The sequence below is a fragment of the Brevibacterium sp. p3-SID960 genome, from assembly GCF_025144725.1.
GTDB lineage: Bacteria > Actinomycetota > Actinomycetes > Actinomycetales > Brevibacteriaceae > Brevibacterium.
This window is the reverse complement of sequence record NZ_JALXKS010000056.1, coordinates 1-12,829: the sequence shown is the minus strand read 5'-3', so window position 1 is coordinate 12,829 and position 12,829 is coordinate 1. Positions and strand designations below refer to the sequence as shown.

Genomic DNA, 12,829 nt, shown 5'->3' with positions numbered 1-12,829 from the left:
CCGGGTTCCGGCGCCGAGGTGGTGGGCGCGTCAGCCCAGGGCGGCGATGGCTGCGTCGTAGTCCGGTTCCTGGCCGATCTCCGGGACGAGCTGCGAGTGCAGCACGACACCGTTCTCGTCGAGCACGACGACCGAGCGGGCGAGCAGGCCGGCCAGCGGGCCGTCGGTCATGCGCACACCGTAGTCATCGCCGAAGTCGGTGCGGAAGGCCGAGGCGCTGGTGACGTTGTCGAGTCCCTCCGCGCCGCAGAACCGGCCGAGGGCGAACGGCAGATCCTTCGAGGCGCAGATGACAGCGGTGTTGTCGAGGGTACCGGCCAGTTCGTTGAACTTGCGCACGCTCTCAGCGCACACGCCGGTGTCGACGCTGGGAAAGATGTTGAGCACGACGCGCTTGCCAGCGACATCGGCAGAGGTGACTGAGGACAGGTCGGTGCCGACGAGTTCGAAGGCAGGTGCCTTGCTGCCGGTCTCAGGCAGCGAGCCATTGGTGCTGACAGGATCTCCCTGGAATGCGGTAGTAGCCATGCCTTCACCTTACGCGTCTGCACACCCCTGGCAAATGGCAGACGGTCACAATGAGACTCCCGGCCCTCAGCGTGCCGGCTTGTGCTCGACGTCGAGTTCCTCGTCGTGGTCGACCGGCGAATAGCGGGATTCGACGAGGATGAGGATGAGCACGGCGGCGGCACCGGCGAGCGCCAGCAGCACGGGCCCGGCGATCGGGGCGGTCGGCAGGATGAGCGCGCCTACACCGTGGGTCTCACCGCTGGCGTCCGGGGTGCCGTCGCTCTGCCACGGCCACAGAGCGCGCAGCGAACCGAACATCAGCCCGGCCATGACGAGCAGGGTCACCCGCCTGTGGTGGGTGAGCAGATAGCGCAGCAGGCTCACGAAGCTGGCGAGACCGAAGACCGCGCCGAGGCCGAAGATCGCGATGTAGCCGAGGTCGCGTTCGCTGATCGCTGTCATCGTCGTAGCGTACAGACCCACCGCCAGCAGGAAGAACGATCCCGACACGCCGGGGATCACAAGCGCGCAGACCGCCACGGCAGCAGCGAAGAACACGACGATCAGCGAGGGGTCGGCATCGTTGCCGCCGCCGGCGAAGCCGACCATGATGAACGCGGCTGCGGCGGCTAGGACGAACATGATGACGCCCACGGCCCGATGCTGGCCCGGTCGCCGGGCCGGAAGCATGCGCAGCGGGACCAGGATGCTCACGAGCACGAGACCGAAGAACAGTCCGCGGGAGTGCTCGGGATAGGCGGCGACGAAGTCCTTCATCACCCCCGCGATCGAGAGCACGGCAGTCGCCATGCCGATGAGCACGGGGATGATGAGCATCCACTGGGTGCGGCGCAGCTCTGTCATCATCCCGCTGATCCGGTCGGGTCCGACGACGAGCTTCTTGGCAGCGGAGATGACATGGGAGGCTGAGCCGATGAGCTCGTCGTAGATGCCGGTCACCAGCGCAATCGTGCCGCCAGAGACACCGGGGACGAGTTCAGCACACCCGATGAGGAAGCCGCGCAGCATGTCCAGCGGCACGAGGTACCACGGTCGGCGCGGGGCACGCGGCGGCTGGGCGGCATGCGGGGTGTGTGCCTGATGCGACATAGGGTCCTCGGGGGTCTCGGCAGATGGTCCGTCGAACATCGTAGGCCCGCCGCTTCAGAGTTTCCTGAAGTGGCGGGCCGTGTCGATGCCTGATGCGGAGAGCGTCAGGCGTTGGGGTCGACGAGGATCTTCACATGATGCTCGTTGTTGTTGATGAGCTGGTCGAAGCCCTTCTCCACCAGGTCATCGAGCGGAATCTTCGCGGTGATGAACGGGGCGAGGTCGAGCTTGCCCGAACGCACGAGCTCGATGGTGGCCGGGTGGTCGTTGGCGTAGCCGATGGTGCCGCGCAGGTCGATCTCCTTGAGCACCAGCAGCGGCATCGCGACCTCGGGGTTGAAGCCCCAGATCGAGACGTTGACGATGACCGCGCCGGGACGCACCGCATCGAGCAGCATGTCGAGGACGGCCGGCACCGAGGAGCACTCGAAGCCGACGTCTGCGCCCTTGCCGTCGGTGCGCTTGCGGACCTCGTCGGCGACGTTGACCTCACGCGGGTCGAAGACCTCATCGGCGACACCGGTCTCACGCGCCTTGGCCTTGCGGGCCTCGGAGAGCTCGGAGATGTAGACCGTCAGGCCCTCGGCCTTGAGCACAGCGGCGGTCAGCAGGCCAATCGGCCCGGCACCGCCGACGATGGCGACGTCACCGGCCTTGGCATCCGAGCGGACGTAGGCGTGGTGGCCGACCGAGAGCGGTTCGATGAGCGCGGCCTGGTCGAGCGGCATATCGCCGACCGGGTGCACCCAGCGGCGTTCGACGACGATCTTCTCCGACAGGCCACCACCGCGGCCGCCGAGGCCGATGAAGTTCATGTTCGGCGACAGGTGGTAGTCCGATCCCTCACCGGTGTCGACGCCTTCGGCGATGATGTAGGGCTCGACGACGACGGACTCACCGACGGTGAGGTCGTCAACACCCTCGCCGAGGGCGGTGATGGTGCCGGAGAACTCGTGGCCCATCGTCACCGGGGCCTCTTCCCCTGAGATCGGGTGCGGGCTGCCCTTGGGCGGGATGAAGATGGGGCCTTCGAGGTACTCGTGCAGATCGGTTCCGCAGATGCCGCACCAGGCGATGTCGATGGCGACTGTGCCGGGCTTGAGCTCCGGCTCGGGGATGTCTTCGATGCGGATGTCGTGGTTGTCGTAGTAGCGTGCAGCTTTCACGATCGTGAACCTTTCGCGTGACGGGCAGCCGGTCCGGCTGCCTGCCTCCAGATTACGACCGCGCAGGCGTCCTATGCGCGTTCTCTCATGAGTCGGGACGCGGGGTTTCACCAGTGTTCACCTGGTGAATCTCCTTCGCCCGGGCAAACACCGCATCGAGCATCTCCGTCGTCAGCCGGCCGGTGAAGGTGTTCTGCTGGCTGGGATGATAGCTGCCGACCAGCCGCACCGGCACGCCGTCTGGCCGGGTGAGCACCGCCTCGGCACCGTGGCCGAACCGCGGCTGGGGGCGCGGGACATCCCAGCCCATGGCGCGCACACCGGACAGGGTCGCCTGCCAGGCGATCCCACCGAGAGCGATGAGGATTTCGAGGGTGGGGATGAGCTGGAGTTCGCGCCGCAGCCACCCGGCACAGGCGTGCCGTTCGTCTGGGGTGGGTTTGTTGTCCGGCGGGGCGCAGTGGACCGGGGCGATCGTGCGCGCGCCGGTCATGACGAGCCCGTCGCCTGCCACCTTCGAGTCGGGCTGGGAGTTCATGCCCGCCCGGTAGAGCGCAGCATGGATCCAGTCGCCGGACCGGTCACCGGTGAACATCCGCCCGGTCCGGTTCCCGCCGTGGGCGGCTGGGGCGAGGCCGATGATGCCCAGCCACGCCTCCGGATCTCCGAGCGAGGCGACCGGCCTGCCCCAGTACGGCTCCCCGGCAAAGGATGCGCGCTTGTCGTGTGCGACCGATTCGCGCCAGTCGACGAGCCTCGGGCAGGCCCGGCACTTCGTCACCCGGGCATCGAGCTCAGCCAGGGTGCGTGCACGATCGGCCAGGCGGGTGACGTCCTCAGCACTGCGGGCCACCGGGGTGCTGCGCTTGGCAGGATCTTCCGGCCAGCCCTGGCCGGCAGGCACCGGCGAGGCGAAGAGCTGGCCGGTGAGCGGGTGCGGCAGGCGTTCGGTCATGTCCTGAGCCTAGCCTGCTGAACCTATCCGGCAAGCTGTCTTGTGCTTCACTATGGATGTCTGCGGCACAGCACTGCGTGCGGGCATGGCTGATCTCACGGAAATCGGGGCGGCTTGAACCCACCCGAAGAGGCGCGTGGTGTCGTAGGTTGGAGTCATGCCAGGAGACGACTCAACAGCTGGCGCGGCTCAGCTGCACAGCACGGTGACCGACACGGCTCTCATCTTCGAAGGCGGCGGGATGCGCGCAGCGCTGACGTCGGCGATGGTCATCCGCCTGCTCGAGGAGGAGATCTACTTCGACTGGGTGGCAGGCATCAGCGCCGGTGCGACGAACACCGCGAACTACCTCTCGCATGACCCGTGGCGGGCCCGCCGCTGCTTCGTCGAGTTCTCCGCCGACCCGAACTTCGGCAATATGCGCACGTTCCTGCGCGGGCAGGGCCTGTTCAACTCCGAGTACATCTACCAGGGCACCTCGCAGCCGGATGAAGCGCTGCCGTTCGACTGGGAGACCTTCGAGGCCAATCCGGCCGAGTTCGCCATCGCGGCTGTCGACGTCGAATCCGGTGAGGAGCGGATCTGGTCGCGCGCCGATGTCGATGAGATGCACGACCTGATGACGGCCGTCCAGGCATCGTCGACGATGCCGGTGGTGATGCCGCCGGTGACGATCGGCGAGCGCACCTATGTCGACGGTGCCCTGGCCGAGCACGGCGGGATCCCGCTGCCGACCGCCCAGCGGGCCGGTTACGAGAAGTTCCTCATCGTGCTGACCCAGCAGCGTGACTATGAGAAGGCCCCGCAGCGGTTCCCGGCCTTCTACCGCAGCTACTTCCGCCGGCAACCGGCGGTCGCCGATGCGCTGCTGGGCCGGTGGAAGCGCTACAACGAGATGCGCGAGCAGGTCTTCGAACTCGAACGCCAGGGCAAAGCGTATGTCTTCGCACCGGAGATCATGCCGGTGTCCAACGGCGAGCGCAATCTTTCGAAGCTCGCCGCAGCCCACCGGATGGGCCTGTCGCAGGTGCGCCGCGAGATGCCGGCGATCCGCGAATTCCTCGGTCTCGACGGCTCATGAACCTGCCGCCTGGGGTCACCAGGCTCACCGTCCCATGCCCGCGCCGACCCGATGTGCCCATGTGGATCGCCGACCTCAGCGCCTCCATCACGGCAGTGCCGTCCTCTCAGGATCTCTCGGCCGGATCCGCTGACGCAGCGCTGCGCACCCGGATCAGCCGGCAGGTGCTCGCCGGCTGGTTGCAGGCGCCGGTCGAGTCGGTGCGGCTGGATGCCGATGAGCGCGGTGCTCCCCTGCTGTTCGTCGACGGCGCGCCCGGCCCTTTCGTCTCATTTGCCAGTTCCGGAGGTCTGCTGGCGATCGCAGCATCCGATGTGCCCCTCGGCGTCGACATCGAAGCGCGAGCCATCCGGCAGACCGCGACCGAGGTGGCGGCGCTGCTGCATCCTGCCGAACAGGCGGCGATCGCCCAGGCTGGCCCGGCGGAGCAGGCTGCCGTGTTCACCCAGCTGTGGGTGCGCAAGGAGGCACTCGTCAAGGCCTACGGGACCGGCCTGCTGCGCGATCTTGCCGCCGATGACGTCACCACCGCCTCGGGCGCGGGGGCCAGCATGTGCCTGTGCGATGTCGCGGTTCCGGCGAGCGTGCTTCCGCACGAGGCTGAAGGGCCGTTCCATGCTGCGCTGTGCCTGCGCGGCTGAGGCCAGCGCGGACACAGACAGGGTTCCTACACTGGTGGCAGCAAAGGAGTGAGGACATGACCGCAGCCGCCCGCCCATCGGAGATTCGCGAGGTGATGGAGCGCCTCGACCGCGCCCGGTTCCTGCCTGCCCAGCATCGCCGCAGCAGCCAGTGGGACCGGCCGGTGCCGATCGGCTACGGGCAGACGAACTCCCAGCCGAGCACGGTGGTGGCGATGATGGACCTGCTCCAGGTCCACCCGGGGATGCGAGTCCTCGACATCGGCTGCGGCACCGGCTGGAGCACCGCGATCCTCGCCGAGCTCGTCGGGCGTGAGGGCTCTGTCACCGGTGTCGAGCGGATCAGCGCGCTGGCCGACACCGCCCGGCAGCTGCTGGCAGACATCGACACCGTCGAGATCGTCGAGGCGACCGGCGGGGTGTTCGGACTGCCGGATGCCGAGCCCTTCGACCGGATCCTCGTCTCGGCTGCCGCCACCCAGCTGCCCGAAGAGCTCATCGACCAGCTCGTTCCCGGCGGCATCCTCGTCATCCCGGTCGGCTCGACGATGCTGCGGGTGAAGAAGCTCGTTCAGGGCGGGGTGCACATCACCGAACACGGCGGCTACGCCTTCGTCCCGCTCATCCGCGAGGCCCACGGAGACTGAGATTCCGCGGCCTGCAGACGACTGCGGCCCCGCCGGTGGGGGGCCGCAGAACAGTCAGCAGCCGGTGACCGGAGCGCCCCGGTCAGCCGTCATGCGCACGTCAGCGCGGTGTCAGCCGCAGCCGACAGCGCCGGTGCCGGCGGCGTCGGCCTTGACGCGGGCGGTGCGCGCAGGTAGGAGTAGTGCTCCTCGACGTCGTCGAACTTCTCCTTCGCCTCAGCGGTCGGCACCTCCGGGGGCACGATGACCTTGTCGCCGGGCTGCCAGTCGACGCCGGTGGCGCATTCGCCTCGGTCGGCTTCCTGCAGGGCGTCGATGACGCGCAGGATCTCATCGAAGTTGCGGCCGGTGGACTTCGGGTAGGTCATCGTCAGGCGGATCTTCTTGCCCGGGTCGATGACGAACACCGAGCGCACCGAGGAGGTGTCGCCCTCGCCGGGGTGGATCATGTCGTAGAGCTCGGCGACCTTCTTGTCCGGGTCGGCGATGATCGGGTATTCAACGGTGGTGTTGTTGTACTCGTTGATGTCGGGGATCCACTGGGCGTGCTCCTCGTTCGTGTCGACCGAGAGCGCGATCGGCTTGACGCCGCGCTTGTCCCATTCGGCCTGCAGCTGGGAGACGCGGCCGAGCTCGGTGGTTCACACAGGGGTGAAGTCGGCTGGGTGGGAGAAGAACACGACCCACTCGTCACCGGCCCAGTCGTGGAACGCGATGGGTCCCGCCGAGGTCTCGGTGGTGAAGTCAGGGGCGGTGTCTCCAAGGTGAAGGGACATGTCGATGCCTTTCTGCAGCGAACCAACGGGGATATGTCTATACATTATCTCGGATCGGCGCGCAACAATAGTTGCCCCTGCCTTATATGACCGGCGCCACGCACGGCTGCGGCACCGGATTCAGCTGCCGGTGGCGGCGTGTTCGCTGGCCTCCATCTCGGCAACGAACTCGCGCTTGGAGGACTGCCATTCGTCCTCGGTCATGCCCAGCCGCCAATAGCCGGAGATCGAGGCGGCGGACTTCTCCACTCCCCGTTCGACGAAGAGGAACCGGCGCAGATCCTTGATCATCTCAGCGACGCCGTGGATGAAATAGGCGACCTCGCCTGCAGGCGGGGTGAAGTCGCGCACGGCAGCGGCAAGCGCGGTGCCCGGTGTCGCGCCGTCGCGGGCGACCCACTGCAGCGTCGCGTCTTCGGGTTCGGGCATCTCGAAGCGGGCGCGCTGGTGGGCGATCTCGATGAAGGCCGTCGCCGAGGTGCCGGCTGGCAGGGCATCGAGGGCGGCGGCGATCGCCGGGGCTGCCGACTCATCGCCGGCGAGCACGATGTGCACTCCGGCCGGCGGCGCCCAGGCACCGCCGGGACCGAAGAAGGCGAACCGGTCACCCTCTTCAGCGTCGCGGGCCCAGGGGCCGGCGAGTCCCTCTTCACCGTGGATGACGAAGTCGATCTCCGCCTCCCCGGTCTCCGTGTCGACGCGGCGCAGCGTGTAGGTGCGGGTGACCGGCGCATCGGGCCGGGTGCGGTCTTCGAGCACCTCGGCGGCATCGTCGGGCCAGGCGTACTCGGCACCGGCGGGCGGGAAGAGCAGCTTGATGTAGTGGTCGGTGCACGGCAGGTCGAGGCCGATGAGATCACTGCTGGTGACGGTGAGGCGGATGAGCTCATCGGAGAGCCACCGCCGTGAGGTGACGGTGCCGTGGCGCAGAGTGCGCTTCTTCGCTGGCGCCATTGCGGCAACCTGCCTTTCGCATGTAGGGATCTGGCCGGGTGCGGCCACGGCCCCACCCTACCCCACCGGTAGTTAGGACAACCTCATTCGCGTACTGGGCAGGTGCCCGGCGCCTCGGGAACGGCGAGAGTACGCCCAAAACTCCTCTGGAATTCAGCCACAGGCCACCTGTGGTGCCGACAATCCAGTGAAAGCAAGCGCTTATGTGTCTGGAGGAATCATGGCAGACGATACGATGACCCGCGGCGCACATGCTCCGGTGACGCGAGGTTTTCTCGGCCCCGACAAGTGGTGGCACATCTGGTTCGGACTGCTGCTGGCGGCAGCGTTCATCGGCTTCACGTTCTGGTCCTTCGGCTATGTCGGCCAGACCCAGTTCCGGCTCGTGCTCATCACCACGATCATCTTCGGCATGTTCATGGCCTTCAACATCGGCGGCAACGACGTCGCCAACTCGTTCGGCACGAGTGTGGGCGCTGGGACGCTGACGATGAAGCAGGCGCTCATGGTCGCCGCCGTCTTCGAGGTCTCCGGTGCGGTGCTCGCCGGCGGTGATGTCACCGATACGGTGCGCTCGGGCATCGTCGACCTCGGCGGGATGCAGGTCGACCCGATGGACTTCGTGTTCATCATGATGTCGGCACTGCTCGGCGCGGCCGTGTGGCTGCTGGTGGCCACCCGGATGGGCTGGCCGGTCTCGACAACGCACTCGATCATCGGCGGCATCGTCGGCGCGGCTGTCACCCTCGGCATCGTCACCGGCACCGGCGGGCTGGAGATGGTGCAGTGGGGTCAGATCGGCCAGATCGCGATCTCCTGGGTGCTCTCCCCCGTGCTCGGCGGGCTCGTCGCCTACGTGCTGTTCGGCCGGATCAAGAAGCACATCCTCGTCTACAACGAGGAGGCTGATGAGAAGCTGCGCCAGCTGCGCGTGAGCCGTGCGGAGCTGCGCAACCGGCACAAGCAGTCGTTTGAGCGGCTGACGGAGCTGCAGCAGATCGCCTACACCAATGTCATGGCCCGCGATGCTGCGCAGGTGAACCTGCCGGACTTCAAGCGCGAGGAGCTCGAATCCGATTACTACCGGGAGCTGTATGACCTGCAGCAGGAGGCCGAGCAGGTCGATGCGCACCGGGCGCTGCAGGTGTGGGTGCCGCTGCTGGCGGCCGGCGGATCGATCATCATCGGCTCGATGCTGCTGTTCAAGGGGCTGAAGAACCTCGACCTGTCGATCGACGGTGTCGGCAACTACCTCATCCTCGGCATGATCGGCGCATCGGTGTGGATGGCGGTGTTCATCTTCGCCAAGACGCTGCGCCACCACGACCTGTCGCGCTCGACGTTCCTGCTCTTCAGCTGGATGCAGGTGTTCACCGCCTCGGCGTTCGCGTTCTCCCACGGCTCGAATGACATCGCCAACGCCGTCGGACCGTTCGCGGCGATCATCGATGTGCTCAAGACGCAGTCGGTGGCTGAGGAGTCAGCAGTGCCGGCGGCGATCATGGTCACTGCTGGCGTCGCGCTCATCGCCGGGCTGTGGTTCGTCGGCCGCAAGGTCATCCAGACCGTCGGCACGGGCCTGACGAAGATGCACCCGGCCTCCGGGTTCGCCGCCGAGCTCGCCGCGGCCGGTGTCGTCATGGGTGCTTCGGTGCTCGGCCTGCCGGTGTCCTCAACACACATCCTCATCGGCGCGGTGCTCGGCGTCGGCCTGGTCAACCGGGCGGCGAACTGGAACCTCATGAAGCCGATCGCCCTGGCCTGGGTCATCACCCTGCCGGCGGCAGCGCTCATCGGCTCGGTCGGCGTCGTCACCCTGCGCGCACTGCTCGGCTGAGACCGGCTCAGCCTCAAGCGGCTGCGGCCAACTGCGGGCGCTGGCCCTCGGGTGGGCCCTGCGGGGTTCAGCCGAGGGCCTTCTCCTTGACCTGCCGCTGGATGCGGGCGAGCATCCCGGACATGCCGCGCAGCCGCAGCGGGCTGACGGAGTCGTTGAGCGAGAGCTTGAGCGCCAGATCCGAGGGCACCTCGAGGATCTCCTTGGCCGTGAGCCCATTGAGACCCTCGTGCAGGATGCCGGCGAAGCCGCGGGTCGTCGGCGCCTCGGGCGGGGCGGAGAAGAACAGCCGCACCTCAGCGTCCTCGCCAGCCGGCGCCTCGGTGCCGGCCTGCTCGCCGTCGCCGACTTCGGTGACGAGGAAGATCGGCGACTGGCACTCTGGAACCGGTTCGAGCAGCTCGGGGTGGTCGGCGTAGCGCTCGGGCAGGCCGGGCAGCTCGTTGCTGAATTCGAGCAGCAGCTGCAGCTTGTCCGGTTCGGCCAGGGCTGCGAAGTCGTCGATGATCTCCTGCAGCGACTCAGGAAGGTTCTCGCTCATGCGCGTCCGGGCACCTCCCCGCGGTCTTCGCCCTTGACGATCGGCACGCGCACGGCGTTGCCCCATTCGGTCCAGGAGCCGTCGTAGTTGCGCACCGACTCGTAGCCGAGCAGGTAGCGCAGCACGAACCAGGTGTGGCTGGAGCGCTCGCCGATCCGGCAGTAGGCGATGATGTCATCGTTGCGGTCGAGGCCGACCTCGTCGGTGTAGATCGCTTCGAGTTCGTCGCGGGAGCGGAAGGTCCCGTCGTCGTTGGCTGCCCGGGCCCACGGCACCGAGGCGGCCGTCGGGATGTGGCCGCCGCGCAGGGCGCCCTCTTCGGGGTAGTCGGGCATGTGGGTGCGGGCACCGGTGTACTCCTCCGGGGAGCGCACGTCGATGAGCGGCTTGCCGAGGTGGTCGAGCACATCGGTCATGAAGGCGCGGCTGCCGGCGTCGACGCGGTCGACAACCGGGTATTCGGTGGTCTCGCGCTTGGGGGCGTCAGTCGTCATCTCACCGCCGGAGGCGATCCAGGCTGCGCGCCCGCCGTCCATGAGGCGCACGTCGGGGTGGCCGAAGAGCTCGAAGACCCACAGGGCGTAGGCGGCCCACCAGTTGGACTTGTCGCCGTAGATGACGACGGTGTCCTCCCGGCTGATGCCCTTCTTCGACATGAGGGCGGCAAAGCCCTCGCCGTCGAGGTAGTCGCGGGTGACGGGGTCGTTGAGTTCGGTGTGCCAGTCGACCTTGACGGCTCCGGGAATGTGGCCGGTCTCGTAGAGCAGGACGTCCTCGTCGCTTTCGACGATGACGAGTCCGTCGTCGCCGAGGTGCTCGGCGACCCAGGCAGTACTCACGAGCTTCTCACCGTGGGCGTAGTCGCTGAACTTCTCATTCGGGTCGGCCGCGGGGCGCTGTGTCACTGAACCTCCATGGGGTTTGGCTTCTCGAGTGCGTAACGGCACGCCTGTCCATCCTATTCCGCCCGGTCGCACAGTGCCGAGACGGCCGCTAAGGTCCGGACATTGCGGGCGGTGACGGTGATGCCCAGCCGGCGTTCGAGCAGGCTGTGGGAGACCTTCGAGCCGTGCACCCCGCGATCGTGCCAGACCCGCAGGTGATCGTCTGCCCAGGCGGCCTGTTCGCCGCCGGTGAGCGGCAACGCGCAGCGGTCGGATTCCGCGACGGGCGCGGCGAAGAGGTAGACGAGTTCGGTGCTGGGATTGTCGGCGATCCCGGCGAAGGGATCGTCGACGAGGACCGCTGCGAGTTGGCTCGCGGTGCGGGTGACGACCGGGACTGCGAATCCGTACGTCTCCTCCACTGCCGCGGTGAGGCGATCGGCGAAGGCGCCCGGCGCCTCGGGCGGGGTGCACACGAGGTTGCCGCTGGCCAGGTGAGTGGCGATGCTACCGGCGCCGAGGCGGTCGGCGAGTTGGCGCAGTTCGGCCATGGGCACGCGGTTGCGGCCGCCGAGGTTGATGCCGCGCAGGAAGAAGGCGCTGACCTGGCTCACGGTGTCGCTGCCGGCTGGCCGGAGGCTTCGAGGGCGTCGACGTAGACCCAGCGGCCGGCGCGCTTGGCGAAGGTGGAGACCTCGTGGATGATGTGCTTCTTGCGGTCTTCGATGCAGTGGGCGCGGAATTCGACGATGCCCTCGGTGTCGTCTTCTCCCCCGGCTTCGGTGCGCAGGATCTCCAGGCGCACCCAGTCGGCGACCGGCGGGGAGGTGTCGGCTGGGCGGGTGCGCGGATCCCAGGTGCGGAAGAGGTGGTCGCCGTTGCCGGTGGCGAAGGCGGAGTAGCGCGAGCGCATGAGCGCCTCGGCGGTGGCAGGCCAGGTCTGCAGGTTGAGGGCGGGCTGGCAGCAGTCGCGGAAGGCTGCACCTTTCGGCAGGCCGCCGCACGGGCAGGTCGCACCGCCGCTGCTGCGGGAGAACGCATGCGTTGTCATGGATCCGACGCTAGCAGGATCGGCGCAGGCACAGGAATGTCCAGTGCTGACACAATAGGGGCATGACGACTCTGTATCTGGCGACCGAGCCGGCCGCTGACAAGCTGCTGGCTGAGAATCCCTTCGCCCTGCTGACTGGAATGCTGCTTGACCAACAAGTGACCATGGAGTCCGCTTTCGCCGGACCGGCCAAACTGGCCGAGCGCCTCGGCGGGTACTCCCCCGAGCTGGTGGCCGAGGCCGATCCCGAGGAGTTCCTCGAGGCGTTCAAGGAAAAGCCGGCCGTCCACCGGTTCCCGAAGTCGATGGCTGAGCGGGTGCAGAAGCTCGCGGCCACGATCTGTGCCGACTACGACGGCAAAACCGAGGCGCTGTGGACTGCCGGCGACCCGGATGGGGCCGAGGTGCTCAAGCGGCTGAAGAAGCTGCCGGGCTTCGGCGATCAGAAGGCGAAGATCTTCTTATCGCTTTTGGGCAAGCAGTTCGATCTGCAGGCTGAGGGCTGGCGTGAGGCGGCCGGTGAGTACGGGGATGCCGATGCGCTCATCTCTGCTGCTGACATCGTCGATGATGAGACGCTGCAGCAGGTGCGTGAGAACAAGAAGGCCCGCAAGGCCGCGGCGAAGGCAGCCAAGCAGCAGAAGTGATCGGCGACCGCACAGGGCGGTGGTGCGAC

15 protein-coding genes are annotated in these 12,829 nt (G+C 67.5%); 5 read left to right on the top strand and 10 right to left on the bottom strand.

Translation table 11 applies throughout. The annotated features are described in order from the left end of the window. Positions 1-30 precede the first annotated feature (30 nt). From tpx to M3B11_RS12850, 4 genes are all read right to left on the bottom strand, one after another. The gene (gene tpx, locus M3B11_RS12865) at positions 31-528 is read right to left on the bottom strand and encodes a thiol peroxidase (protein WP_165883213.1); all 498 of its coding nucleotides are present in this window, start codon (positions 526-528) and stop codon (positions 31-33) included. Positions 529-594: 66 nt separating this feature from the next. After that, positions 595-1,620: a DUF368 domain-containing protein gene (locus tag M3B11_RS12860; RefSeq protein ID WP_259877842.1), complete on the bottom strand. Its 1,026-nt coding sequence runs from the start codon at positions 1,618-1,620 to the stop codon at positions 595-597. A gap of 104 nt (positions 1,621-1,724) precedes the next feature. Beyond that, positions 1,725-2,786 carry a 2,3-butanediol dehydrogenase gene (locus tag M3B11_RS12855; protein ID WP_259877841.1) on the bottom strand — a complete coding sequence of 354 codons (1,062 nt, stop codon included), beginning with the start codon at positions 2,784-2,786 and terminating at the stop codon, positions 1,725-1,727. An 85-nt stretch (positions 2,787-2,871) separates the two neighbouring features. Continuing rightward, the gene (locus M3B11_RS12850; protein ID WP_259877840.1) at positions 2,872-3,741 is read right to left on the bottom strand and encodes a uracil-DNA glycosylase; all 870 of its coding nucleotides are present in this window, start codon (positions 3,739-3,741) and stop codon (positions 2,872-2,874) included. A 157-nt stretch (positions 3,742-3,898) separates the two neighbouring features. On the opposite strand from M3B11_RS12850, the gene M3B11_RS12845 reads away from it, so the two are divergent. The 3 genes from M3B11_RS12845 to M3B11_RS12835 are packed head-to-tail and all read left to right on the top strand — an operon-like array spanning position 3,899 to position 6,110. Beyond that, a complete protein-coding gene (locus M3B11_RS12845; RefSeq protein WP_259877839.1) occupies positions 3,899-4,822 on the top strand; it encodes a patatin family protein in 924 nt (307 codons plus the stop codon). Then, positions 4,819-5,463 (top strand): 4'-phosphopantetheinyl transferase superfamily protein, encoded by a 645-nt coding sequence (locus M3B11_RS12840; protein ID WP_259877838.1) that lies wholly within the window; start codon positions 4,819-4,821, stop codon positions 5,461-5,463. Before M3B11_RS12845 ends, M3B11_RS12840 begins: the two co-directional genes overlap by 4 nt. A gap of 56 nt (positions 5,464-5,519) precedes the next feature. Next, positions 5,520-6,110: a protein-L-isoaspartate O-methyltransferase gene (locus tag M3B11_RS12835; RefSeq protein ID WP_259877837.1), complete on the top strand. Its 591-nt coding sequence runs from the start codon at positions 5,520-5,522 to the stop codon at positions 6,108-6,110. An 89-nt stretch (positions 6,111-6,199) separates the two neighbouring features. Here M3B11_RS12835 and M3B11_RS13445 read toward each other — a convergent pair whose 3' ends face one another. Then, on the bottom strand, positions 6,200-6,886 hold the full coding sequence (locus M3B11_RS13445) for a peroxiredoxin (protein ID WP_259877836.1): 687 nt from the start codon (positions 6,884-6,886) through the stop codon (positions 6,200-6,202). 120 nt (positions 6,887-7,006) lie between these two features. Then, positions 7,007-7,840, bottom strand: a complete 834-nt coding sequence (locus M3B11_RS12825) for a siderophore-interacting protein (RefSeq protein ID WP_259877835.1) — start codon at positions 7,838-7,840, stop codon at positions 7,007-7,009. A gap of 220 nt (positions 7,841-8,060) precedes the next feature. On the opposite strand from M3B11_RS12825, the gene M3B11_RS12820 reads away from it, so the two are divergent. Further along, positions 8,061-9,677, top strand: a complete 1,617-nt coding sequence (locus tag M3B11_RS12820; protein ID WP_170274975.1) for an inorganic phosphate transporter — start codon at positions 8,061-8,063, stop codon at positions 9,675-9,677. A 67-nt stretch (positions 9,678-9,744) separates the two neighbouring features. Here M3B11_RS12820 and M3B11_RS12815 read toward each other — a convergent pair whose 3' ends face one another. The 4 genes from M3B11_RS12815 to M3B11_RS12800 are packed head-to-tail and all read right to left on the bottom strand — an operon-like array spanning position 9,745 to position 12,153. Further along, a complete protein-coding gene (locus M3B11_RS12815) occupies positions 9,745-10,218 on the bottom strand; it encodes a SufE family protein (RefSeq protein WP_259877834.1) in 474 nt (157 codons plus the stop codon). After that, positions 10,215-11,123 carry a sulfurtransferase gene (locus tag M3B11_RS12810; protein ID WP_165883223.1) on the bottom strand — a complete coding sequence of 303 codons (909 nt, stop codon included), beginning with the start codon at positions 11,121-11,123 and terminating at the stop codon, positions 10,215-10,217. Before M3B11_RS12810 ends, M3B11_RS12815 begins: the two co-directional genes overlap by 4 nt. A 53-nt stretch (positions 11,124-11,176) precedes the next feature. After that, on the bottom strand, positions 11,177-11,716 hold the full coding sequence (locus tag M3B11_RS12805; protein ID WP_259877833.1) for a DUF1697 domain-containing protein: 540 nt from the start codon (positions 11,714-11,716) through the stop codon (positions 11,177-11,179). Further along, complete coding sequence (locus M3B11_RS12800) at positions 11,713-12,153, bottom strand: YchJ family protein (RefSeq protein ID WP_259877831.1); 441 nt, start codon at positions 12,151-12,153, stop codon at positions 11,713-11,715. Before M3B11_RS12800 ends, M3B11_RS12805 begins: the two co-directional genes overlap by 4 nt. Positions 12,154-12,215: 62 nt before the next feature. Between M3B11_RS12800 and M3B11_RS12795 the strand changes: the two genes are divergently transcribed. Then, positions 12,216-12,800 carry an HhH-GPD-type base excision DNA repair protein gene (locus M3B11_RS12795; protein WP_259877830.1) on the top strand — a complete coding sequence of 195 codons (585 nt, stop codon included), beginning with the start codon at positions 12,216-12,218 and terminating at the stop codon, positions 12,798-12,800. Positions 12,801-12,829 lie beyond the last annotated feature (29 nt).

What these genes read in the sequence shown, in the direction of transcription:
- tpx (WP_165883213.1), bottom strand. Translation starts at nt 528, where the DNA reads ATGGCTACTACCGCATTCCAGGGAGATCCTGTCAGCACCAATGGCTCG.
- M3B11_RS12860 (WP_259877842.1), bottom strand. Translation starts at nt 1,620, where the DNA reads ATGTCGCATCAGGCACACACCCCGCATGCCGCCCAGCCGCCGCGTGCC.
- M3B11_RS12850 (WP_259877840.1), bottom strand. Translation starts at nt 3,741, where the DNA reads ATGACCGAACGCCTGCCGCACCCGCTCACCGGCCAGCTCTTCGCCTCG.
- M3B11_RS12845 (WP_259877839.1), top strand. Translation starts at nt 3,899, where the DNA reads ATGCCAGGAGACGACTCAACAGCTGGCGCGGCTCAGCTGCACAGCACG.
- M3B11_RS12840 (WP_259877838.1), top strand. Translation starts at nt 4,819, where the DNA reads ATGAACCTGCCGCCTGGGGTCACCAGGCTCACCGTCCCATGCCCGCGC.
- M3B11_RS12835 (WP_259877837.1), top strand. Translation starts at nt 5,520, where the DNA reads ATGACCGCAGCCGCCCGCCCATCGGAGATTCGCGAGGTGATGGAGCGC.
- M3B11_RS12825 (WP_259877835.1), bottom strand. Translation starts at nt 7,840, where the DNA reads ATGGCGCCAGCGAAGAAGCGCACTCTGCGCCACGGCACCGTCACCTCA.
- M3B11_RS12820 (WP_170274975.1), top strand. Translation starts at nt 8,061, where the DNA reads ATGGCAGACGATACGATGACCCGCGGCGCACATGCTCCGGTGACGCGA.
- M3B11_RS12815 (WP_259877834.1), bottom strand. Translation starts at nt 10,218, where the DNA reads ATGAGCGAGAACCTTCCTGAGTCGCTGCAGGAGATCATCGACGACTTC.
- M3B11_RS12800 (WP_259877831.1), bottom strand. Translation starts at nt 12,153, where the DNA reads ATGACAACGCATGCGTTCTCCCGCAGCAGCGGCGGTGCGACCTGCCCG.
- M3B11_RS12795 (WP_259877830.1), top strand. Translation starts at nt 12,216, where the DNA reads ATGACGACTCTGTATCTGGCGACCGAGCCGGCCGCTGACAAGCTGCTG.